Origin of the sequence: Nereida sp. NH-UV-3 (genome assembly GCF_042939535.1) — a bacterium.
Classification (GTDB): domain Bacteria; phylum Pseudomonadota; class Alphaproteobacteria; order Rhodobacterales; family Rhodobacteraceae; genus Nereida; species Nereida ignava.
Genome location: NZ_CP132157.1, coordinates 950,900 through 969,412 on the forward strand (window position 1 = coordinate 950,900; position 18,513 = coordinate 969,412).

General features: G+C 50.4%; 23 protein-coding genes and 1 tRNA gene. 7 read left to right on the top strand and 17 right to left on the bottom strand.

The window, feature by feature from the left end:
• Positions 1–7: 7 nt before the first annotated feature.
• The gene (locus NeNHUV3_RS04660; RefSeq protein ID WP_391482779.1) at positions 8–1,021 is read right to left on the bottom strand and encodes a D-cysteine desulfhydrase; all 1,014 of its coding nucleotides are present in this window, start codon (positions 1,019–1,021) and stop codon (positions 8–10) included.
• Between the two features lie 171 nt (positions 1,022–1,192).
• The gene (locus NeNHUV3_RS04665; protein WP_391482780.1) at positions 1,193–1,792 is read right to left on the bottom strand and encodes a dimethylsulfonioproprionate lyase family protein; all 600 of its coding nucleotides are present in this window, start codon (positions 1,790–1,792) and stop codon (positions 1,193–1,195) included.
• A gap of 327 nt (positions 1,793–2,119) precedes the next feature.
• Here NeNHUV3_RS04665 and NeNHUV3_RS04670 point away from each other — a divergent pair, with 327 nt between their 5' ends.
• Positions 2,120–3,250 (top strand): aminotransferase class V-fold PLP-dependent enzyme, encoded by a 1,131-nt coding sequence (locus NeNHUV3_RS04670; RefSeq protein WP_391482782.1) that lies wholly within the window; start codon positions 2,120–2,122, stop codon positions 3,248–3,250.
• Positions 3,251–3,808: 558 nt separating this feature from the next.
• On the opposite strand, the gene NeNHUV3_RS04675 is transcribed toward NeNHUV3_RS04670, so the two are convergent.
• From NeNHUV3_RS04675 to NeNHUV3_RS04690, 4 genes are all read right to left on the bottom strand, one after another.
• A complete protein-coding gene (locus tag NeNHUV3_RS04675) occupies positions 3,809–5,182 on the bottom strand; it encodes an SLC13 family permease (protein WP_391482783.1) in 1,374 nt (457 codons plus the stop codon).
• A 185-nt stretch (positions 5,183–5,367) separates the two neighbouring features.
• A complete protein-coding gene (locus NeNHUV3_RS04680; RefSeq protein WP_391482784.1) occupies positions 5,368–6,237 on the bottom strand; it encodes an MBL fold metallo-hydrolase in 870 nt (289 codons plus the stop codon).
• Positions 6,238–6,300: 63 nt separating this feature from the next.
• Complete coding sequence (locus NeNHUV3_RS04685; RefSeq protein ID WP_391482785.1) at positions 6,301–6,744, bottom strand: Dps family protein; 444 nt, start codon at positions 6,742–6,744, stop codon at positions 6,301–6,303.
• Positions 6,745–6,837: 93 nt separating this feature from the next.
• On the bottom strand, positions 6,838–7,482 hold the full coding sequence (locus NeNHUV3_RS04690; protein ID WP_391482787.1) for a peroxiredoxin: 645 nt from the start codon (positions 7,480–7,482) through the stop codon (positions 6,838–6,840).
• Between the two features lie 104 nt (positions 7,483–7,586).
• Between NeNHUV3_RS04690 and NeNHUV3_RS04695 the strand changes: the two genes are divergently transcribed.
• Positions 7,587–8,462: a hydrogen peroxide-inducible genes activator gene (locus NeNHUV3_RS04695; protein WP_391482788.1), complete on the top strand. Its 876-nt coding sequence runs from the start codon at positions 7,587–7,589 to the stop codon at positions 8,460–8,462.
• Between the two features lie 483 nt (positions 8,463–8,945).
• Here the strand turns inward: NeNHUV3_RS04695 and NeNHUV3_RS04700 are convergent, their stop codons facing one another.
• Together NeNHUV3_RS04700 and NeNHUV3_RS04705 are read right to left on the bottom strand one after the other, a co-directional pair.
• Positions 8,946–9,230, bottom strand: a complete 285-nt coding sequence (locus tag NeNHUV3_RS04700; protein WP_391482789.1) for a hypothetical protein — start codon at positions 9,228–9,230, stop codon at positions 8,946–8,948.
• The gene (locus tag NeNHUV3_RS04705) at positions 9,227–9,520 is read right to left on the bottom strand and encodes a DUF1330 domain-containing protein (RefSeq protein ID WP_038010195.1); all 294 of its coding nucleotides are present in this window, start codon (positions 9,518–9,520) and stop codon (positions 9,227–9,229) included. The genes NeNHUV3_RS04700 and NeNHUV3_RS04705 overlap by 4 nt, the downstream gene beginning before the upstream one ends.
• Positions 9,521–9,660: 140 nt before the next feature.
• Here NeNHUV3_RS04705 and NeNHUV3_RS04710 point away from each other — a divergent pair, with 140 nt between their 5' ends.
• Positions 9,661–10,134 carry a winged helix-turn-helix transcriptional regulator gene (locus tag NeNHUV3_RS04710; protein WP_391482791.1) on the top strand — a complete coding sequence of 158 codons (474 nt, stop codon included), beginning with the start codon at positions 9,661–9,663 and terminating at the stop codon, positions 10,132–10,134.
• Positions 10,135–10,289: 155 nt separating this feature from the next.
• A complete protein-coding gene (locus NeNHUV3_RS04715; RefSeq protein ID WP_391482793.1) occupies positions 10,290–11,516 on the top strand; it encodes a tyrosine-type recombinase/integrase in 1,227 nt (408 codons plus the stop codon).
• A gap of 25 nt (positions 11,517–11,541) precedes the next feature.
• On the opposite strand, the gene NeNHUV3_RS04720 is transcribed toward NeNHUV3_RS04715, so the two are convergent.
• Both NeNHUV3_RS04720 and NeNHUV3_RS04725 read right to left on the bottom strand, forming a co-directional pair.
• Positions 11,542–12,558, bottom strand: coding sequence for a rod shape-determining protein (locus NeNHUV3_RS04720; protein ID WP_391482794.1), 1,017 nt, complete (start codon positions 12,556–12,558; stop codon positions 11,542–11,544).
• Positions 12,559–12,679: 121 nt separating this feature from the next.
• Positions 12,680–13,246, bottom strand: a complete 567-nt coding sequence (locus NeNHUV3_RS04725) for a tyrosine-type recombinase/integrase (protein WP_391482796.1) — start codon at positions 13,244–13,246, stop codon at positions 12,680–12,682.
• Between the two features lie 438 nt (positions 13,247–13,684).
• Between NeNHUV3_RS04725 and NeNHUV3_RS04730 the strand changes: the two genes are divergently transcribed.
• Together NeNHUV3_RS04730 and NeNHUV3_RS04735 are read left to right on the top strand one after the other, a co-directional pair.
• Complete coding sequence (locus NeNHUV3_RS04730) at positions 13,685–13,933, top strand: hypothetical protein (RefSeq protein WP_391482797.1); 249 nt, start codon at positions 13,685–13,687, stop codon at positions 13,931–13,933.
• A 13-nt stretch (positions 13,934–13,946) separates the two neighbouring features.
• Positions 13,947–14,023: transfer RNA gene (locus NeNHUV3_RS04735), tRNA-Ile, on the top strand.
• A gap of 62 nt (positions 14,024–14,085) precedes the next feature.
• On the opposite strand, the gene NeNHUV3_RS04740 is transcribed toward NeNHUV3_RS04735, so the two are convergent.
• The gene (locus NeNHUV3_RS04740) at positions 14,086–14,613 is read right to left on the bottom strand and encodes a peroxiredoxin (protein ID WP_391482799.1); all 528 of its coding nucleotides are present in this window, start codon (positions 14,611–14,613) and stop codon (positions 14,086–14,088) included.
• Between the two features lie 171 nt (positions 14,614–14,784).
• On the opposite strand from NeNHUV3_RS04740, the gene NeNHUV3_RS04745 reads away from it, so the two are divergent.
• The gene (locus tag NeNHUV3_RS04745) at positions 14,785–15,207 is read left to right on the top strand and encodes a BLUF domain-containing protein (protein WP_391482801.1); all 423 of its coding nucleotides are present in this window, start codon (positions 14,785–14,787) and stop codon (positions 15,205–15,207) included.
• Positions 15,208–15,849: 642 nt separating this feature from the next.
• On the opposite strand, the gene NeNHUV3_RS04750 is transcribed toward NeNHUV3_RS04745, so the two are convergent.
• The 6 genes from NeNHUV3_RS04750 to NeNHUV3_RS04775 all read right to left on the bottom strand — a co-directional run bounded on the left by NeNHUV3_RS04750 (position 15,850) and on the right by NeNHUV3_RS04775 (position 18,509).
• The gene (locus tag NeNHUV3_RS04750; protein WP_391482802.1) at positions 15,850–16,137 is read right to left on the bottom strand and encodes a hypothetical protein; all 288 of its coding nucleotides are present in this window, start codon (positions 16,135–16,137) and stop codon (positions 15,850–15,852) included.
• A 54-nt stretch (positions 16,138–16,191) separates the two neighbouring features.
• On the bottom strand, positions 16,192–16,518 hold the full coding sequence (locus tag NeNHUV3_RS04755; protein ID WP_391482803.1) for a DUF3768 domain-containing protein: 327 nt from the start codon (positions 16,516–16,518) through the stop codon (positions 16,192–16,194).
• Positions 16,511–16,969 (bottom strand): hypothetical protein, encoded by a 459-nt coding sequence (locus NeNHUV3_RS04760; RefSeq protein ID WP_391482805.1) that lies wholly within the window; start codon positions 16,967–16,969, stop codon positions 16,511–16,513. The genes NeNHUV3_RS04755 and NeNHUV3_RS04760 overlap by 8 nt, the downstream gene beginning before the upstream one ends.
• An 89-nt stretch (positions 16,970–17,058) precedes the next feature.
• Positions 17,059–17,445 (bottom strand): hypothetical protein, encoded by a 387-nt coding sequence (locus NeNHUV3_RS04765; RefSeq protein ID WP_391482806.1) that lies wholly within the window; start codon positions 17,443–17,445, stop codon positions 17,059–17,061.
• 57 nt (positions 17,446–17,502) lie between these two features.
• Positions 17,503–18,228: a hypothetical protein gene (locus tag NeNHUV3_RS04770; protein WP_391482807.1), complete on the bottom strand. Its 726-nt coding sequence runs from the start codon at positions 18,226–18,228 to the stop codon at positions 17,503–17,505.
• Positions 18,225–18,509, bottom strand: a complete 285-nt coding sequence (locus NeNHUV3_RS04775) for a hypothetical protein (protein WP_391482809.1) — start codon at positions 18,507–18,509, stop codon at positions 18,225–18,227. The genes NeNHUV3_RS04770 and NeNHUV3_RS04775 overlap by 4 nt, the downstream gene beginning before the upstream one ends.
• Between the last annotated feature and the right edge of the window lie 4 nt (positions 18,510–18,513).

The following is an 18,513-nucleotide window of genomic DNA, read 5'->3' on the forward strand; positions in this document are numbered from 1 at the left end:
CTAGGCTTTACATCGTAACCCAGTATTTTTTGTGATCAAAAGCGAAATCATACCCACCAAGAGCAGCCGCTCCACCAGTGTGTAGAAAGACGACACGCTCATCCTTGAAATGGCCCTTGCGCGCTAGATCAATCATCCCCGCTGCGCCTTTGGCAGAGTAGCACGGATCAAGCAGGATGCCCTCCAGCTCGGCAAACATTTTGATCGCCTCGATACCGCTTTCAGTTGGAATACCGTAACCTTCACCGACATAATCCGTGTTAGCCATCACATCCTCGCGCTTGACCACACCGGGACATCCAAGTTTCTCCGCCGTTTTACAGGCGAGTTCATAGACCATCTGTTCCTGCTTGGGCTGTGGGGCCCTGGTGCCAATGCCAAGGATCGGAATCTGAGCATTCATCGCGCACATGCCTGTGACCAGACCTGCTTGAGTGCCAGATGATCCAGTAGCATGGGTTAGACGATCGATTTTCATCCCCATTTTATTGGCCTGCTCGACCAATTCAAACGCAGCATTCACATATCCCAATGCACCTGTGGGATTGGAGCCGCCTCCAGGGATAACATAAACGGTATGACCTTTGGCACGCATTTTTTCTGCGGCTTTTTCCATCTCGCCAGGCATGTCGTGGCCTGCTGGAAACTTCTCCGTCGTAGCGCCATGCAGATGATCCAGCAAAACGTTACCGTTGGTGTTATAATTGCCGTCCTGATATCCGGTGCGATCTTCGAGCAGGATGTGGCACTTAAGACCCATCTTGGCGGCAAAGGCGGCTGTCTGGCGGCCATGGTTTGTCTGAGTCGCACCTTGCGTCATGACCATATCCGCACCCTGCTCAACCGCTTCGGCCATTAAGAATTCCAGTTTGCGTGTCTTATTGCCGCCAGTGGACATACCTGTGCAATCATCGCGCTTGATCCACAATTCGACGCCCAATTCTTTTGAAAGACGCTCCATCGGCTCAAGCGGTGTTGAGAGATGGGCAAGATGAACACGCGGGAAACGGGCAAGATGCATTGGAGAACTCCTAGTTGGCTTTTCTATAAATTATCTGACTAAATGCCTCAGTCCCAATGCAAAATTCGCATTACTGTTCGTGTATATTAACCAGCCATTACTCAGCGTGTATGCCCGTTTATTGGGCGCGACCAAGTTAGCTTCTAATCCTTAGCATAGAACAACAACTGATTATTTAAGCAGAGCCCAAAAAGCGAAAAGAGGAATGTCTGAAGAACGCATGGCATGAGTAATGTTATGTTGGTTATAAAATGTGCCCCCTTCACTCACCTGTACCCATTCCTGAAGTTCGTTTCTGAAATCACCTGAACTAATGACCAAGTAAGTTTCTTCAGGCGAGTGCCGATGATCAGGGTACCGTACATTTGGGGCCAAAAGCGTCACACCTAACTGCAAAGAACCTGGATTTTTGAGACCTCCAGGCCCTATTATTATTGCGTTTGCGTGATTGCTTGCGAAATTATCACTTGCGGCATCATTGCCTCCATGACGGATACGCCACTTCAGCCACGGTTCAATTTCTTCAAACTTTCTCATTAGAAACTGCAAATCTGGGTCAAGAAAGCTGCAATTTGCCAACACTTCATCCATGTGCTGGCATGCCGAAACACGGCCACTGACTACCTCCGCCTCAGGTGCAGTCTCTTCGATCACAGCAAAAAACTTGTTTAGTGATGCAATCAAATATGGGTCTTGCGTGCGCGACAAGTAGGCCGTCTTTGCTGCAATAATGAATTCATTAAGCACTTTTGTGTTGGTTTGAATATGCATTTTGAAGGCACCATTGTAGCTCTAATCTTGAAAAGATGAGCAAGAAAACCCAACGATTGTCTACATATTTTGCAAACAATAACTTTCCAGGTTTCAAGCGATGAGTTTGGTAAGATCGCTATGTGTGCCCGTACACCCGCTTTGAAGCGTTCCGCGGCCGCTCTAATCCAGGATCTTTACGTTCAACTACAATAGTTTCTGAAGATAAATTTTATCATCAACATCTGCAACATATCAGCCTAGTCAGCTAGAAAGTATACCTAAGTAGACTTTGCCAGCTCAGTTGTAAGCAGATAGCGTCTCCAACAACAGCAAACGGAGAGCCCAATGTCAGCATTACTTGATCACGTTGATCCAACAGGTCTGGAAGAGTTTTCTGTCGTATTTACAGACAGATCACTCAACCACATGAGCAGCACGTTTCAAGGCGTAATGAACGACATCTCTTCAATGCTAAAGGAAGTCTACTGTGCAGACGCAGTCGTCCTAATACCGGGTGGCGGAACATTTGGCATGGAAGCTGTCGCTCGACAGTTCGCAAGAAACTCAAAAGCACTGGTGGTCCGCAACGGTTGGTTTAGCTACCGGTGGAGCCAGATTATTGAAAATGGTAACTTAACATCCGAAACAACGGTTCTGAAGGCTCATAGGAAAGGTAATGAAAGCCAGTCGGCTTTTGCGCCAGCTCCTATTGAGCAAGTAGTAGAAACCATTCGGACCGAAGCGCCTGATGTTGTATTTGCCCCTCACGTGGAGACAAGCGCAGGCATTATCTTGCCTGACAGCTACATCGAAAAAATGGCAGAAGCGGCTCATGAAGTAGGAGCCCTTATGGTGCTGGATTGTATCGCTTCTGGGTGTGTCTGGGTTGATATGAGAAAGTTGGGTGTTGATGTACTAATTTCCGCACCACAAAAAGGCTGGAGTGCATCGCCTGCAGCAGGTCTTGTGATGCTATCAGATCGGGCTGTTCAGCGGCTTGAAAACACACAATCCGACAGCTTTGCCATCGATTTAAACAAATGGCACCAAGTAATGAAAAGTTATGAGAATGGTGGTCATTCTTACCATGCGACCATGCCCACTGATGCCCTCAAATTGTTTCGTGATACCATGCTTGAGACGCGCCAATATGGCTTTCAAAAACTTAAAGAAGCACAATGGGAATTAGGTAATCAGGTCCGCAAAATATTAGCTTCACGCGGCATAACATCAGTTGCAGCTGACGGCTTTGGTGCGCCGGGCGTTGTTGTATCCTACACTAACGATCCAGATGTTCAGAATGGTAAGAAGTTTGCTGAGAACGGTGTTCAGATTGCAGCTGGCGTGCCACTACAGTGTGATGAGCCTGCTGACTTCAAAACTTTTCGTTTGGGTTTATTCGGCCTAGACAAACTGTACGATGTAGCCGCTACGACAAATCGAGTGCGCAGAGCGCTGGACGCTGCAAAAATATAGCGACTGCAAACATGAGCGAAAGTAGCCGAGGGAGAGGTATGGCGCCCCAACTAAACGGTGGTCAACACAGCGTTTCCGCCCTGCCCTCAAAATGACACTAAAAACACACTTACGCGCACACCAAAAATATTGCTGCGCAAATCATTGATAATAAATGTCTAAATTACACCGCCTCCATTGAAAATCCTCGTGTCGGTGGTTCGATTCCGCCCCCGGGCACCATTTATCAATCAATATCAATGACTTAGACTAGCGCCATGCACGCTTAAGTTGTGTTTTTCAAAAACACACCAAACACACACTTTTTGCCGTGTTGCTCACTATTTCGAGCGCTGAATCACGGTGTTGAACACAGTGTTGGCTGGTGCTGTGTTGCTAACACTGTGTTGGCAGAGTTTTGGGCGAACATGGTTGGTAATACAAAGAACGCGATTGCTGGTTTTCCGCCCAGAGCGGACTTTGGCGCTAGGCGCGGCGAATGGCTGCTTCGAGCCCAGAGTGTCGGATGCTGCAGGTTGTACCAATGTCTGCAGTGCGTCGGACAGCCACCGTCTGTAATCAGATGACGCCGAGCAGTTTCCACCACAAAAAATCAAGCGGCACGAGGACGAGCAGCGTGATGATTGACAGGACAACCGTCACCTTCAACAGTGGGCGTGTATTTTCCCCAGCCAACCCCATAGCAACGATCAACGGGCCGACCTGATAGGGAAAGATGACGGTCGAAAACCCGATGACCTGTGTCATCAGAACAGCGGTGAGCGAGAACCCCGTGGTTTCCACCAGATCGCTCGCAAGCGGAGTCAAAACCGCCGGCGCGCCGGGCGCAGTAGTAAAGATCGACGTGCCCGTTCCCAAAACCGACAAGGACATGAAGTTCATAAAGTCTTGACCGGCTTGCAATGGAAGGACGGCAAATGCCTCGGTTGCGATGATGTCGCCCAGCCCGCTAGAGGCCACGATCGTGCCAAGCGTCAAAGCGCCGGCCACAAACAACAGCATCGAGAAGTCGACCGATGATTTGAAAACCGCCGGTGGCACGAAGCCCAGTTGCGGCACCATCAAAACCAGCGATGCGCCCAAGCCAATCCATGCAGCATTGATTCCGTGCAACTGGTCCGTCGCCCACAGACCAAGCGTCAGCAACAGGATTGCCATCAGCGCGGTCTGGCGCCCTCCCGCTACGGCACCTTGTTTCGTTGGGGTATCGGTGGACTGGACCTGTCCCGGAAAGAAATACAGCACGAGACCGACGATGACGGCAGATTTCAGCATGCCCAATACAGGGTAGTGCAGCAACAAATAGTCGGCGTAACTGAAATGCACCCCGAAGGATTGCTCGGCCACGCCTGACAGGATGATGTTGGGGATGTTGGACGGCAGGATCGCAAAGCTGGGCATGTTCGTCCCGATCGCAATAATTACCGCAACGCCCGTGCGCCCTTTTGATCCTTTACCAAGCCCCAAGGCATCCGCCAGCGCCATGCCGACAGGTACCAAAACCGCAGCCCGCCCAAGAGAGGACGGCATCACAAACCCCAGCAGCATCCCCAGTATCATAAGCCCTGCGATCAACGTCGCGTAGCTTTTTGATAGATGCGGCCGCGCCAAGGCTCCCATGCGTGCGCCCAGCCCCGAATGGGTGATCGCCGCCCCGATGACAAATCCCGCCACCACAAGCCAGATCGCGGTAGATGAGAAGCTGGAAAAGACCTCTTGTGGGGTGGCCAGATTGCCCAAGATCAGCGCAGTGAACAGGAACGTAGATCCGACATACCCAGGCACCACCCCTGTGCCCCAGATCGCCAAAGTTACAAGCATGACTCCAAAGGTCATGGCTTGCTCGCTTGTCATACTTGCAGGCTGCGCAATTGCGGCCCAAGCCGCCAACGCTACAGCCAGTACGAAGATATAGTCTTTTGCGCGTGTCATAGGGATCACTTTGTAGATGGAGTGTTCAATGGAAGCCTTAGGAGCATGAAATTTCACCGGAAAGAGTGGTCCGACCGCAATCGCAGTACAGTGGCAAAGTGGCACAGGCTTACGCCGAAATTCTCATCAGAAGAGACAGAATGACATCAACGAAGTGACGTCATTCTGTTAAATGGGGCCGCTGGTTAACGGCTCTCAAAATAGTTCAAGGGCACCTTCAGATAGGAACGGCCATTGTCCTCTGCCATTGGGAGGCGCCCACCCCGAATGTTGATCTGCAGCGCGGCCAGCATCAACTTTGGCAGTGCCAACGTCGCATCACGGGCATCCCGCACAGCGCGGTATTCAGCCTTTAACGGGTTGTCCTGCCAGTGGATGTTAAACGCACGGTGCTGCGCGACCGTTGCTTCGCATTCCGCATCCCGATCAGGGGCGTAGTCGTGACCGACAAAGACGCGCGTGTCCTCTGGCAATGCAAGAATAGCCGAAATGCTGTCATAGAGCGCTGCCGAACTGCCGCCCGGGAAATCCGCCCGAGAGCTGCCGCTGTCCGGCATCATCAGCGTGTCATGCACGAAGGCCGCATCCCCTGCCACGTAGGTGATCGACGCCATCGTATGCCCCGGCGAGAACATCACCGTAACCGGCACATTGCCCACCATGAATGTGTCACCATCGGCGAACAGGCGGTCCCATTGGCTGCCATCCGTCGGGAAATCCTTGGGGAGGTTGTAGATGTCCTGCCAAAGGCTTTGGACACCGGTCACTTTTTCGCCAATGGCCGTGGGCGCGCCAGTTTGGGCTTTTAACCACGGCGCAGATGAAAAGTGGTCAGCGTGGGGGTGCGTGTCCAGAATCCAGACCAGTTCGATGCCTGTCTCGCGCACATAGTTCAAAAGAATCTCAGCGTTCTTCGTGGATGTCGCGGCGGCCAGCGGATCGTAATCAAGGACCGGATCAACGATGGCCCCTTTCATGGTCTCGGGGTCGTGGAAAACATATTGCCAGCTTCCGGTCGGTTTGTCCCAGAAGCCTTTTACGATTGGATTGCTCATTGGTTCTCTCCTGTGCGTGATTGTAGGAAGGTGGACCAAGCCCGAAGGCTTGGGCAGGGAGGATCAGCGTGTGCTTGCTTTCATCATCCACAGTTCTTTTTCGTGATATTCCAGACGATCTGTCAGAATACCGGCAGAGACTTCGTCGCCCGCGTCGCCGCTTGTTTCGATAGCATTGCGCAGCGTGTCGGCAAGAGCCTCATGGCCAGCCGCCAGCTTTGTCACCATTTCTTCGGCGGATTGCGCGGGCATATCTTCCGGTGTGGCCAGTGCCATCAGGTCGGCAACAGACCCCGGCGCATAGGCGCCTTGAGTGCGGATACGCTCGGCGATCTCGTCCAAAGCGCCCCAGAGGTTTTGGTATTGCTCTTCAAACATCACGTGCAGCTGGCGAAAATTGGGACCTTCTACGTTCCAGTGATAGCCGTGCGTCTGGACATAGAGGCGGAATGTTTCACCCAATACGGCGTTCAGGGCGTCAATGTTCTTTTGGGATACGTCAGTCATGGGTCTTGCTCCTTGGGGTATGAATTCACTGCGCTAGGCAGATGTGGAAAAGTGGGGCGGTCGTGAGCGGGCCATGATGGCCCGCCCTTCGTGTCAGAGCATGCGGGTTGAAAAATACCAGTCCACAGTCTCAAAGCCTTCATCAGCACGGGCCATCGCGGCCTCTGGCGTTGCTGGCGTCGGCACGATCACAGGCTCACCGGGTTTCCAGTTTTCAGGCATCGCGCAAGAATTCTCATCGGCTGTCTGCATTGCGACCAACAGGCGGTAGATTTCATCCACCGACCGGCCTGCGTTCATCGGGTAATAGACCATCGCACGCAGCACGCCTTCGGGGTCGATCAGGAACGTGGCCCGCACAGCGGCGGTATCGGACGCACCGGGCTGGATCATCCCGTAGGCTTGGGCCACCGCCATGTTGAGGTCGGCGATGATCGGGAATTTGATCTCGACACCGAACTTTTCCTTGATGTTCAGCATCCACGCGATGTGGCTGTAGTGGCTGTCGACGGACAGGCCCAGAAGCTCTGTGTTGCGGGCGTTGAAATCGTCCTGTTTCTTGGCGAAGCCGATGAATTCCGTGGTGCAAACTGGTGTGAAGTCGGCAGGGTGTGAGAAGAGAACCAGCCATTTGCCCTTATAGTCAGCAAGCGTCTTGCGGCCGTGTGTTGTTGGGGCGTCGAACGCCGGAGCAGGTTCGTTCAAGCGTGCGCCGGGCTGTTGTACTTGGTCTGTCATATCATCTGTCCTTGGATTGATCGTTTTGATGAGACAGAGATACGCGCTGGACGCAGATAGAGGAAATTGAATATAAAACTAATAATGATAGAGGAAATCGATAAGTGATCACGCTCCGCCAAATGCGCTATCTTACAGCCGTCGCTGACACGCTGAATTTTTCGCGTGCGGCAGACCTGTGCTTTGTGACCCAGCCGACACTCAGTGCGGGCATCAAAGAACTTGAGGATCGACTTGGGGTTCAATTGATCGAACGCACCCGCCAAACCGTGATGCTAACAACCGTCGGAGAAGAGATCACGACGCGTGCCCGTCAGCTCTTGTTGGATACCGCAGAGATCGAGACCGTTGCAAAGGCCCATCGAAATCCGTTTGAGGGCGACTTGAAACTAGGGGCAATTCCGACAATTGGCCCCTTCCTGCTGCCACATGCCCTGCCCGCAATCCGCAACGCGTTTCCCGACCTGCGCGTTTACATGCGCGAAGAGATGACCGAAAGCCTCATTGAGGGGCTCCATGCAGGTCGCCTTGATCTGATCCTGATCGCGCTGCCCTTTGATACGGGGGCTTTGGAGATCATGCCGCTCTTTGAAGACGGATATCAGCTGGCCACCCCCGCGGACTGGCCTGTCCCGCGCGGGACAGAAATACTGACGAAGGGCGGACAGCTCATGTTGCTGGAAAAGGGGCATTGCCTTCAGCGTCATGCGCTGGAGGCGTATCCAGAACGCATCCTGTCGGTGCAGGATAGTTTTTCAGCGACCAGTCTGACGACATTGATTGCAATGGTGTCCGAGGGGTTAGGCGTTACTCTTTTGCCGAACCTCGCAATTGAAGCGGGGGTCGTGGGCGGCAGCGACGTTCGCCTCACCCCGCTCCCCGACGCCTGCCCACGTCACGTGGTTCTTGCGTGGCGACCTGGATCGGCACGCGACGAACTTTTCAGAAAACTTGGCGGCCTGTTACAGCGCGATGAATAAAAACTTGCGAGAGACTGAAACAGGAATGTTTAAGGTAATCGGCAGAGGGCGTTGATTAAAGCCCACACCACTGAATACCTGGTGCCCGTTGGTTTACATGTTTCCTACCGAATCCCCAGACGGGCACAAACACGTCTAATGATCCCGGGAACGCTGAACGTTCTGGCGTGGTAGCTATCATGTGTCGTGCTCGTGTCTCCGTGACGACACACATCTTATACTGGACGGCGAGGTGCGGGTATATTGGCGTGAACGCAGCAAGCGCTGGTAAGCGGCCTTTGTGATTGATGGGCACAACCATTGCATCAATAACTAAACAACCATGTTGGCTGTTGCTGTGTTGCTAACACTGTGTTGGCAGAGTTTTGTCTGGACATTATTGGTGGCATCATTGGTTTAATTGCCAACAGTGTGGGCTTCAGTAGGTCCCACACACCGACGTGACCAGTTTCAGTACTACAAATATGACGTGTCGATCTAATGCTAAACTACGAGATCACCTGTCATGGGCATCGTGTGACGATCCACATCGTTGTATTCTTGCAAGAGAGGTCTTTGGCTATCTAACCAATTTACCCCGCGTTTGATATTTTCTTCCAGCATTTCGCTATCTCGAACAACCATGGCAACAACTTCCTCATCCGTCCGCATTAGACGATGGTCACCATCTGCGAATACTTGGGCGTGCCAGTCTTGGATATTCTGCAAGAATTCATCAAAATATTCAGGCTTGGGTTTGAATCGTACAATCGATAGTTTTTTGGTCATTCCTGCATTCCTTCAATAATCATTAAATCAGCATCACATCCAGTATCGCGAATTGCCTTTGCGGCCTGATACTCATCGCTGAAATAGAACTTTTCCGCGGCCTCTTTGCTTTCAAATTCAAGCATAGTCACCACGCCCGATACATTGCCCTCATGGCGATCAGCGTGTGGGCCGCGTGCAAGTATTCTACCGCCATATTGTTCAATGGATGGCAATGCTGCTTCCGAAAATTTTTTAAACGCTTCTGGGTCTTTCACGCGTAAATTGGCAATTAAATAGCCTTTAGGCATTTTGATTTCCTCTCAGAATTTTCACTTCTATAGGCACTTTAGGTATCCTTTTCATCTGCAGTCGACGATGCTCATGTCTAGGTTGACCTTGCGATTGTCGACAGTCTAGTCTGCATGTTAAAGTGGTTTGGAGGCATGACATGCTTGACTTGAAAATCGTCGAAGAGGAAATGTGCCCAATCGGCCTGGCTGGACACCTGCTTATTGACAAGTGGATCCCAATAATTATCCGCGAAATTGCGCTATTTGATCGACGTGGCTTCAACGAGATATTGAAAAACAATCGTGAGGGAATTTCTTCGGCTTCGCTGTCATCACGATTGCACTATATGGTACAGCTGGGCCTGTTGAATGTTCAAAAATCGGACAATCACGCGCAGAAGAAGCTTTATTTCCTCACTGAAGCTGGGATCGCTTTCGTACCTATTTTGTTTCACTTGGCTAGTTGGACTGCCGAATTCAGAAACCCCTCGCCGGAATTTGTTTCGCGCACCAGTCCATTTCATTCAGGGGACGATGATTTGAAAAAGAAGCTACTCGAACGACTGTACCAGATTCATGTGACGAAGACGATTGAACCAACGCCTTTGTGGTGGCTGGCTGATAACCTATAAATTTTCAGTTACACGCGGCTGCGCGTTCGACAATGTCAACTGTGAAGCATAAACAATCCTGAACCTGTTTCAACTGCCAAGCCCTAGCAGGCTAACACACACTTTCGTAGACTTGTCGGTGCGCTCTGCCGTAGTGTTGCGGTGAGGAGCGGGACATGCGGCAGCTGCGTGAAGACACACATCTGATACTGGACGGCGAGGTGCGTGTGTATCGACGTGAGCGCAGCAAGCGCTGGCAGGCAGCCTTTGTGATTGATGGGCACACTATCCGCATCAGCACAGGCAAGCGCGATTTAGCTGAGGCCAAGGAATACGCCCGCGATACGTTTCTTGAGTACAAGTTCCGCCACAAGAATGACCTACCTGTTGTGACCAAGAAGTTCTCTGATGTGGCCAAGCTGGCCATTGCGGATATGCGCAAGCAGCTGGATGCGGGCTTAGGGCGTAAAGTGTTCGCAGATTACATCGTATGTATTGAGCGTTATCTGATCCCGTTCTTCGGTGCACAGTATGTGACCACCATTGATTACGAGAAGGTGCAGCAGTTCTACGAGTGGCGGCGTGCTAAGATGGGGCGTGAGCCAAAGGCTAGTACGCTGAACACACATAACTCAGCCATGAACCGTGTGTTTGAAGAAGCTGTGGCGCGGGGCTTTATAGCGCACAAGAATGTGCCGCTACTGGTGAACCGTGGTGAGAAGAGTGAACGACGCCCAGACTTCACCCGCGAAGAATACGCCACACTCATCCGCAAGCTGCCCAGCTGGATTGATACTGGCAAGGCAGGCAAACCCACAGACATGCGTCACCTCATGCGGGACTATGTGTTGATTATGGCCAATACAGGCATGCGGCACGGCACAGAGGCGCTAAACCTCAAGTGGAAGCACGTGACGCTGTTTGAGGAAAAGGATCTGCAATACTTGGAGATGAGCGTGTCAGGCAAGACTGGTCGCAGAGACATCATCTGCCGCAGTGGTACGATCAACTACCTCAAGCGCATACACGAGCGGTCAGAGGACATACGCCACATCCCCTTTGAAGACCTGCTCAAGCAGCGTATCGATCTGCCAGTGTTCAGATTGCCCGATGGTACGGTCTCAAAGAACATCCACCAGACGTTCCGCAAGTTCCTCAAAGACATAGGGCTGATCACATGCCCGCGCACGGGGCAGAACCGCACTCTCTACAGCCTACGTCACACCTATGCGACCTTCGCTCTGCTCAACGACGGGATGGATATACATGCACTCGCAGTACAGATGGGTACAAGCATAGGCATGATTGAGCGGCATTACAGTCATCTCACCCCACGCCTCAAGAAGGATATGCTCACGGGCAAGAGGTATGAGTTGAGCAGCGATGAGTTTGAGGTGCGTTAACTGTATTTTGAATAGTGTTATCTAGTTACGGATTACGCTCAATCGCATGCTCAAACTGCCGGCCTAAATTCATTGCCATTTGAGTGCCCAAAGCAACTGAGTGCTTGTTATTATCAGCTTTTACCGCATGAATACCCGTAATAGACTTGATCAGCTCCTCAAGGCCCTGAAGGCCCGCTCCACCACCGGTGATCATCATTCCATCTTCTTGAATATCGCCTGCAAGATCAGGCGGAGTCTGCTCTAGTATCTTCAAAATTGCTTCGCTCAATTGCTGCGCTAAAGGTGCTAATGCAGTAGCAATATCGGCTTGCGTGACTTTTTGCTGTTCTGGCAACCCAGTTAAGGCATGACGACCACGTAAAACAACGTGTTCACCCTGCCCATCTGGTGGCATTATGACACTTCCAATCGAGTGTTTCATTTCTTCGCATGACGCTAAACCGACATGCAGATTGTACGTTTTCTTAATGTAGTTTGAAATTACGACGTCAAAGTGACGACCCCCAATCCTTTCTGAGCGGGCCACAACCACGCCCCCCAAAGAAAGTACTGCTATTTCAGAAGTTCCACCGCCAATATCAATTACCATTGATCCTCGCGGACTAAGCACTTTCAATCCTGCTCCTAAGGCTGCAGCCATTGGTTCCTGGACAAGCCCGACATCTTTACCGCCCGCCGCTTCAATTGTCGCTTTAATAGCTCTTTTTTCAACAGCTGTTGCGCCATAAGGAACACAAACATAAACAATTGGCTTACGCCATTTAGAAAGTCTGACAACTTTTGCAAAAAACGCCGTAATCATTGACTGTGCGGCATCAAAATCTGCAATCACACCGTCAGACAACGGCTGCACAGCCCGTATGCTACCTGGTGTTTTGCCCAGCATGAGCTTCGCATCATCTCCAACGGCCAACATTTTTTCCTGATTATTAGTCGTGTGAAACGCAATCACCGACGGCTCATCCAAAATGACACCATTTTTGTTGTCACAAATCACAATGTTTGACGTGCCTAAGTCTATGCTAATTTTATGACGCAAGCCTTACCTCCACTGCAACAAAGTAGCTACTTTCGTGCAAATTTATTTCGCCTGTAACCGATATAGTAAAAACCGCGATTTAAAACCAAGAAAGAGCACGGCACTGATTTTGGATATTACATTAAAGTAATTCCACGGCCTCAGTTAGCTGCTCTGCGTTCACATCAATATACCTCTGGGTGGTGCTGATATGCGAATGCCCCGCCAATTCTGCTAGCAAGCGCACACCCACGCCTTTGTTGGCCAAGCGTGTGATATAAGTGCGCCTTCCCGAATGGCTTGAAGCGTCCTTAAGCCCTACAGCTTTGTAGATATCCAAGAACAGCTGACACATGGTGTTTGCCGAGAAGTGCCCACCCTTTTGGCTCTCAAACAATGCGTGATGCGGCTTGGCTGTGCGGATTGATGCGCTGTACTCCAGCAGTGCTTTGCGCAAGCGCTGGTTCAAATACACAGTACGCGTATGCCCACCCTTGCTTTGCTCCGCTGTGAGTATGAACTGTGTGCGTACGTCGCCCGCTTCATCAAACACATTGCCCACGGTGAGCGCGGCAATCTCCTTGGCTCGCAGTCCTGCGTAAAAGCTGACCAGTATGATCGTTTCATCACGCACCGGATGACGCCGGCTGCGGCAGTACTGTATCACGCGGCGCAGCTGCGCATCATTGAGTGTCTGTGCTTGGCGCATGTACTGATCCACTCAAAACCTAATCATTTGTTAGCTTTGAGCATAAAGTCTGAGATATTGGTCTTCCTACCGGAAAGACGTCTTTCCTGAAGTCTATGTTTTACAATGACTTACGCAATAATCTCATGCTATGTGTGTTCTATGAGGTTTTGGGCTGTGTGATTGCGCTCAGTACAAGCCTTGCTGCTATGCTCCGCTGCCTACAACACATCCCTCCCAAAACATGGAGACAGCGGAGCTTTGCAGCGCCATAGGCACTGCGAAGCCAAGAACCTGGCATTTAAATCACCTCATGCCAAGTTATAATCGAAATGATCAATCAGTAGCGCTTACAAGCTTTGAGGTCGTGGACTGCGTGATACCATTTACCGTGCTTGAGCACTTGCATCATCAATCGTTTGCCATAGATAACGACCGCAACTTAATAGGAGGCCTTAAATGTTTGATCAGTCAAAAGTCAGGGCTCTTGTGGAGCCAATACTCAACGCCAGTGATCCAGCAAAAGCATTGCGGGAACACGTGCTCGGTGCAGGAGGTAAATGGGCTGAGCCAGATAGCACGGATCTATTCGAGATTAGCTATGCTGGAATTGCAGGTATTGGCTTTGGCACCGAAGAAGCCGCAGAGCACTGGATTGCAAATGCCATAACTCAATTAAGCATTGAGCAGTTAGAAGCACTGGCATAACCAGCTCATGCGTGGGCCTGTAGCTCAACTGGTTAGAGCAGAGCGCTCATAACGCTTTGGTTGCGGGTTCAAGTCCTGCCGGGCCTACCACACATTTGCCATCTTTTTGGAACTAGTGAGCGTACTGGCCTGTGCCATCAACAGTCCACTAATTATCTTTGCCTTAAATAGTCTAACATGGTTTCAGCCGACGAAACGGTCATTGGCACCCCTGCTGGATTATCGCACAAGCCAGGCTCGGCAAAAAACTTTATGATTTCCCTATTTTCCACCAACATCGAGTAACGCCAGCTGCGCATCCCCATGCCTTGCGCTGATCGATCCACCAGCATACCCATTTTCCGCGCAAATTCACCGTTCCCATCAGGCAACATCGACACACGCTGTATGTTTTGTGCCTTGGCCCATTGGAACATCACAAATGCATCATTCACAGCGGAACAGATAACGTCATCAATCCCTTGCGCAATAAATGCATCATAGAGGTGTTCGTAACCCGGCAGGTGGCTTTCCGAACATGCTGGCGTAAACGCACCGGGCAACGCAAAGAACACCACACGTTTCTTTTTAAATAGATCATCAGCTGTCAGCTTTTGCCATTCGAACGGGATTTTAACACCTTGGTCAGGAATACGCACACGCGTATGAAACGCAGCATCTGGCACTTTTTGTTGAAACATCTGGTATTACCCTAATTCGGTTGCTTGGCGTCATATATTACCTTCAATATTAAACCAAACAATCCCACCAAATCCATTAACATATCAATATTTGAATACTTAGTGATTATCTGATACACGTACCTTAGTCGCTAGTACTTCGTTATTAGCAAATGCCCAAAAGGTGAGTGAATGATCCGAACTGTCATGTACCAAAGCACTCCGAAGACAGAGATGCATAGCACTGATGACAGTGACATAATGGAAGCCGCCTGGAAGCATAATGAGGCTATGGGTATAACTGGCTTTTTACTGCGAACACCTTACAATTACTTCCAAGTGATCGAAGGTCAGCCCGAAGTAGTTGATGACCTGATCTTGATGATACGCAATGATACACGGCACCAAAGCGTGGAGATACTCTCAGACAAGTCTTCTCAAAATCGTGCATTCGACACTTGGTGCATGGATTACCATATTGCTTCTGAAGATGAAGGTGCCGATATTATTTCTAAATTGGGCACAGGCGAAGATTTTGTTGCCGCTTTAATTAGTTACATGCAGCGCAAATCGAAACAAAAAATAGCCCGCTCACCGTTAAAGGCATTTGGCTAGTAAGCTATCTCACCCAGAGCTCTGCCAACCCTATCGTGTATTATGTGTCTATCTGTTCAAGCTCAGCTTCGCCGAGCTGACTTTCGGTGTTTGTTCAATCGCTCTCGCTCATTCACAAACACCTTCAGTCTTTTGATTTGCGTTTAAGGAGATCAAATCGCTTAAGCACTATGATCATATATGAACGGGATCTCATCCAGATTGTGTAATCATACCAAGGCTATCCGCTGCCTTGGTATGACGAAGACCTCATCCGAGTTGCTTTCGCCTGTCATGAGCGCAACCTTGTTACAGGAAGCTGGGGTTTCTCGATCAGCTTTACGCGCCACCTTTTCAGCAACGCACCCAATGCATCCAAAGCCATGACAAACCATGGACACGGGCGTGGGGTTCTCTTGCGAGCCTTGTACTCCCACTCCTGCCATCTCTCTCTGCAGACGCTGGATGACACAGCGACAGTTGAACATGCAGCTCGGCTACTGCGCGGCATCCCTAACATCCTCCGCCACAGCGTGACCTGTGTTCGGATCTTCTTGGGGCATCTTACGATGCATAGAGCCTGTCGCCGATCTTAAAGACAGCACAACCATTTTAGTCTTCACGTGTATTTATCAACGGCAGCAAAAAACCGTCCAAAACTGACTATTCTGCAGCCACTGCCACAGGTGCTTTCTTTGGAGCTTTACGCGCAGCGCTTTTGGCCTCAGCCTCTTTGATGATCTTTACAAATCTTGGGTGTACAAAGTCAGGTTCAAGTCCTGCCAGCATACACACTTCGCTAAACTCACGGGTTGGATAGCTCCCAACCCACCTTGCTGCAGTGGCAAAGTCTTTATGTCCTTCATGACTGCGGTTTGCGTCACGAATGTCCCGAAGAACTTGGAACAATACTGCCTGCCAGAGCAATTGGTGTGAGGAGGAATCGGACATTGCAATAGATTAGCCAGAATGCACAAAGTGTCATCACGATAGTTAACAAATTGATCAATATTCTTCTGCCAGCATGATCGTGAGTACACGCGCGGTGACAGTTGGATCGCTTGGGTCTGGCGAATGCATGGTAAGATCGACATCCAAGTAATCGAACTTCCAAAACACAGTCTCGCCTAAGTATCTGAGCGATCCGAAGTCGTGCTCGCCGTAGGGATCGTTGTCAGGCGTGAAGGTGTTATACTTGCGCACTTGATCTAAGAGATGAGGTAGATTGTCTAACGCCTGAACTCCCTGAGTGATCACAACACGACAGTCTGTGAATGAGCGCCGTGCGTGATCATTAAGTGCTGCTATTTTAACTGTGGTTGCATCATGCATTTGCTGCAGCTTTGGCAGCCCCTGGCTTTAGGCGCGGTTGGCGTTCGGCCACTTTGGTGATGGCTGTGTCCAGCTCTCCTGCCGCCGCTGCATTTAGGAAAGCATCCAGAACACCAGCGACATCTTCTAGTGTTTTGACCAGTACCGCGTTGTTGGTGCCATCGGCTGCAATCACACGCGCCCCGTATCTGCACTGCACATACCAGCCACCGTCTTGCTCAAAAAACCATGGGCGCACTCGGCGGTGGGTTTTGACCATAACGCGCTCTCCTGTGTCATTGGTCATCCACTTGTGCCGCTCAACACGGTGATCTTCTTTCTTGAGTGCTGCCGCGTGCACCAGCTTTTGTTCTTTGAGCCCGGCAACCAGTTTGTCACGTCGTGCTATGATGGGATCGCGTTTGGTGCTGCGATCTACTGTCTTGAATGTAAGCTTTGCCAGATGTGTCATATCCGCTCCTACCTGTTTGGTTACAGCTAAAGCGTATGTTCAAACAACGCAGTGGACGACCGGAAAGACAGTCAAGTAACTGATTTTATTTAATTAAGATCAGATCCACCTGAATGAGTGATCGTCACTTTGCGCCGCTTGCGCATCGTACAATCCTCAGGCCCGCACTTCATTGGCGGCAGCTCGTTGTAGCCGTTCAGCACATAGAGCTGCACTCGCTCTTCAAGTTGATCCCAGATCGGAAAGAACGCGCTACGCTCACCATCACTCATCTCAGATGTCGCCAGGCTCACAGTATCCGCGAGCATATGCTCTACGCGATCTTCCATGTCACCAAAGCACGCCGTCTCTTCACGCAAGCAACAGTTAACCGCACGCAGCACTTGAAGCTCCGCTGCATAAAAAGGTGCCTGAGACCGCCATAAAACCGCAAGGCCTGATGCTTCGAGCAAATCAGCCACGTCATCATCAATCACGATGTTTACTTTCTGGAGCGCACCGCCCCTGTATGTACTAAGCCTGACTATTCTCAGTCAGACCACAAGTTCAGGCATCTTCTTTTTGATCAAAGAAGCCGCAGGCTGCAGGCTTCCAGCAACACCGCATAGCGTGGTCAGTTTTGCAAAACTCAGGTCACCGCTACAATCCAAGTAAGCGCAGATAACGCGGAGATGCTTGATCAGCAAGGCACGCTTATTTGCATTTTCAAGGTCATCGGCCAGATGTGCAGCAAATTCAAACCAGAGGGCGTAAGGCTCTAATGCAACCATCAGTGCAGATGCATTCTTGCGCAATACAGTCTCAGAATACGCATCTAATCGGATATTACGAACCGCCCCACTCAGGTACATCATAATGGAATAACGTTCGACATCAGGCAGATCAATTTTGCAGTCAAACGCAACATACTCAAATGGGTGTTCAAAAAGTTCCTGAGACACGTGACGCTTAAATATTCGCATCAAAGGCTCTGGGAAGTTTACACGAATAGATGTTGAGATGATTGCTGTCTTACCGCCCAAATTAGGCCAACTTGTGACAGCAATCGGACCTTCATCACCAACAACACAGCTGCCAAAATCAGCAAAATTATAAGCGTCGGCCTGATACCCGCTGATGGCTGATGTACATGGATTAGGATCATCGTCATCATAGGCAAAGCAAAACTCAACATCCAAATTAACAATGCTAATCCAATCACGAACGATTTGATCCAGGACGGCATTGAGTTCTGTCACTCCAGTGGTGTGGTTGTTCATTTGGAAACACCTCGCACGTAGTCTTCGAGGTACTGGAACTGCTGATAAACAGACATCTGGTTCCATTGGTCAGCAAAAACGGTACTGGCTTCCCGCGAGAGGTTCTCAAAGATAGAGTGGTCGATCGCATGAGTAAGATCACTTTCAAGGTGATCCAACATGTTATGAAACGGGTTCACTGCCTCGTATTCATCCGCCAAAGTGCTCACAGCTTGGCGTTTGTAGACAAGATCACGCACATCAGCGTTCACCACCTGTGATAGCCCCTTCAATTCCAGCATGAGT

Excerpts from the sequence above, each read along its gene's own strand:
- NeNHUV3_RS04660 (WP_391482779.1), bottom strand. The coding sequence starts at position 1,021 with ATGCATCTTGCCCGTTTCCCGCGTGTTCATCTTGCCCATCTCTCAACA.
- NeNHUV3_RS04665 (WP_391482780.1), bottom strand. The coding sequence starts at position 1,792 with ATGCATATTCAAACCAACACAAAAGTGCTTAATGAATTCATTATTGCA.
- NeNHUV3_RS04670 (WP_391482782.1), top strand. The coding sequence starts at position 2,120 with ATGTCAGCATTACTTGATCACGTTGATCCAACAGGTCTGGAAGAGTTT.
- NeNHUV3_RS04675 (WP_391482783.1), bottom strand. The coding sequence starts at position 5,182 with ATGACACGCGCAAAAGACTATATCTTCGTACTGGCTGTAGCGTTGGCG.
- NeNHUV3_RS04680 (WP_391482784.1), bottom strand. The coding sequence starts at position 6,237 with ATGAGCAATCCAATCGTAAAAGGCTTCTGGGACAAACCGACCGGAAGC.
- NeNHUV3_RS04685 (WP_391482785.1), bottom strand. The coding sequence starts at position 6,744 with ATGACTGACGTATCCCAAAAGAACATTGACGCCCTGAACGCCGTATTG.
- NeNHUV3_RS04690 (WP_391482787.1), bottom strand. The coding sequence starts at position 7,482 with ATGACAGACCAAGTACAACAGCCCGGCGCACGCTTGAACGAACCTGCT.
- NeNHUV3_RS04700 (WP_391482789.1), bottom strand. The coding sequence starts at position 9,230 with ATGACCAAAAAACTATCGATTGTACGATTCAAACCCAAGCCTGAATAT.
- NeNHUV3_RS04705 (WP_038010195.1), bottom strand. The coding sequence starts at position 9,520 with ATGCCTAAAGGCTATTTAATTGCCAATTTACGCGTGAAAGACCCAGAA.
- NeNHUV3_RS04710 (WP_391482791.1), top strand. The coding sequence starts at position 9,661 with ATGCTTGACTTGAAAATCGTCGAAGAGGAAATGTGCCCAATCGGCCTG.
- NeNHUV3_RS04715 (WP_391482793.1), top strand. The coding sequence starts at position 10,290 with ATGCGGCAGCTGCGTGAAGACACACATCTGATACTGGACGGCGAGGTG.
- NeNHUV3_RS04725 (WP_391482796.1), bottom strand. The coding sequence starts at position 13,246 with ATGCGCCAAGCACAGACACTCAATGATGCGCAGCTGCGCCGCGTGATA.
- NeNHUV3_RS04730 (WP_391482797.1), top strand. The coding sequence starts at position 13,685 with ATGTTTGATCAGTCAAAAGTCAGGGCTCTTGTGGAGCCAATACTCAAC.
- NeNHUV3_RS04740 (WP_391482799.1), bottom strand. The coding sequence starts at position 14,613 with ATGTTTCAACAAAAAGTGCCAGATGCTGCGTTTCATACGCGTGTGCGT.
- NeNHUV3_RS04745 (WP_391482801.1), top strand. The coding sequence starts at position 14,785 with ATGATCCGAACTGTCATGTACCAAAGCACTCCGAAGACAGAGATGCAT.
- NeNHUV3_RS04750 (WP_391482802.1), bottom strand. The coding sequence starts at position 16,137 with ATGTCCGATTCCTCCTCACACCAATTGCTCTGGCAGGCAGTATTGTTC.
- NeNHUV3_RS04755 (WP_391482803.1), bottom strand. The coding sequence starts at position 16,518 with ATGCATGATGCAACCACAGTTAAAATAGCAGCACTTAATGATCACGCA.
- NeNHUV3_RS04760 (WP_391482805.1), bottom strand. The coding sequence starts at position 16,969 with ATGACACATCTGGCAAAGCTTACATTCAAGACAGTAGATCGCAGCACC.
- NeNHUV3_RS04770 (WP_391482807.1), bottom strand. The coding sequence starts at position 18,228 with ATGAACAACCACACCACTGGAGTGACAGAACTCAATGCCGTCCTGGAT.
- NeNHUV3_RS04775 (WP_391482809.1), bottom strand. The coding sequence starts at position 18,509 with ATGCTGGAATTGAAGGGGCTATCACAGGTGGTGAACGCTGATGTGCGT.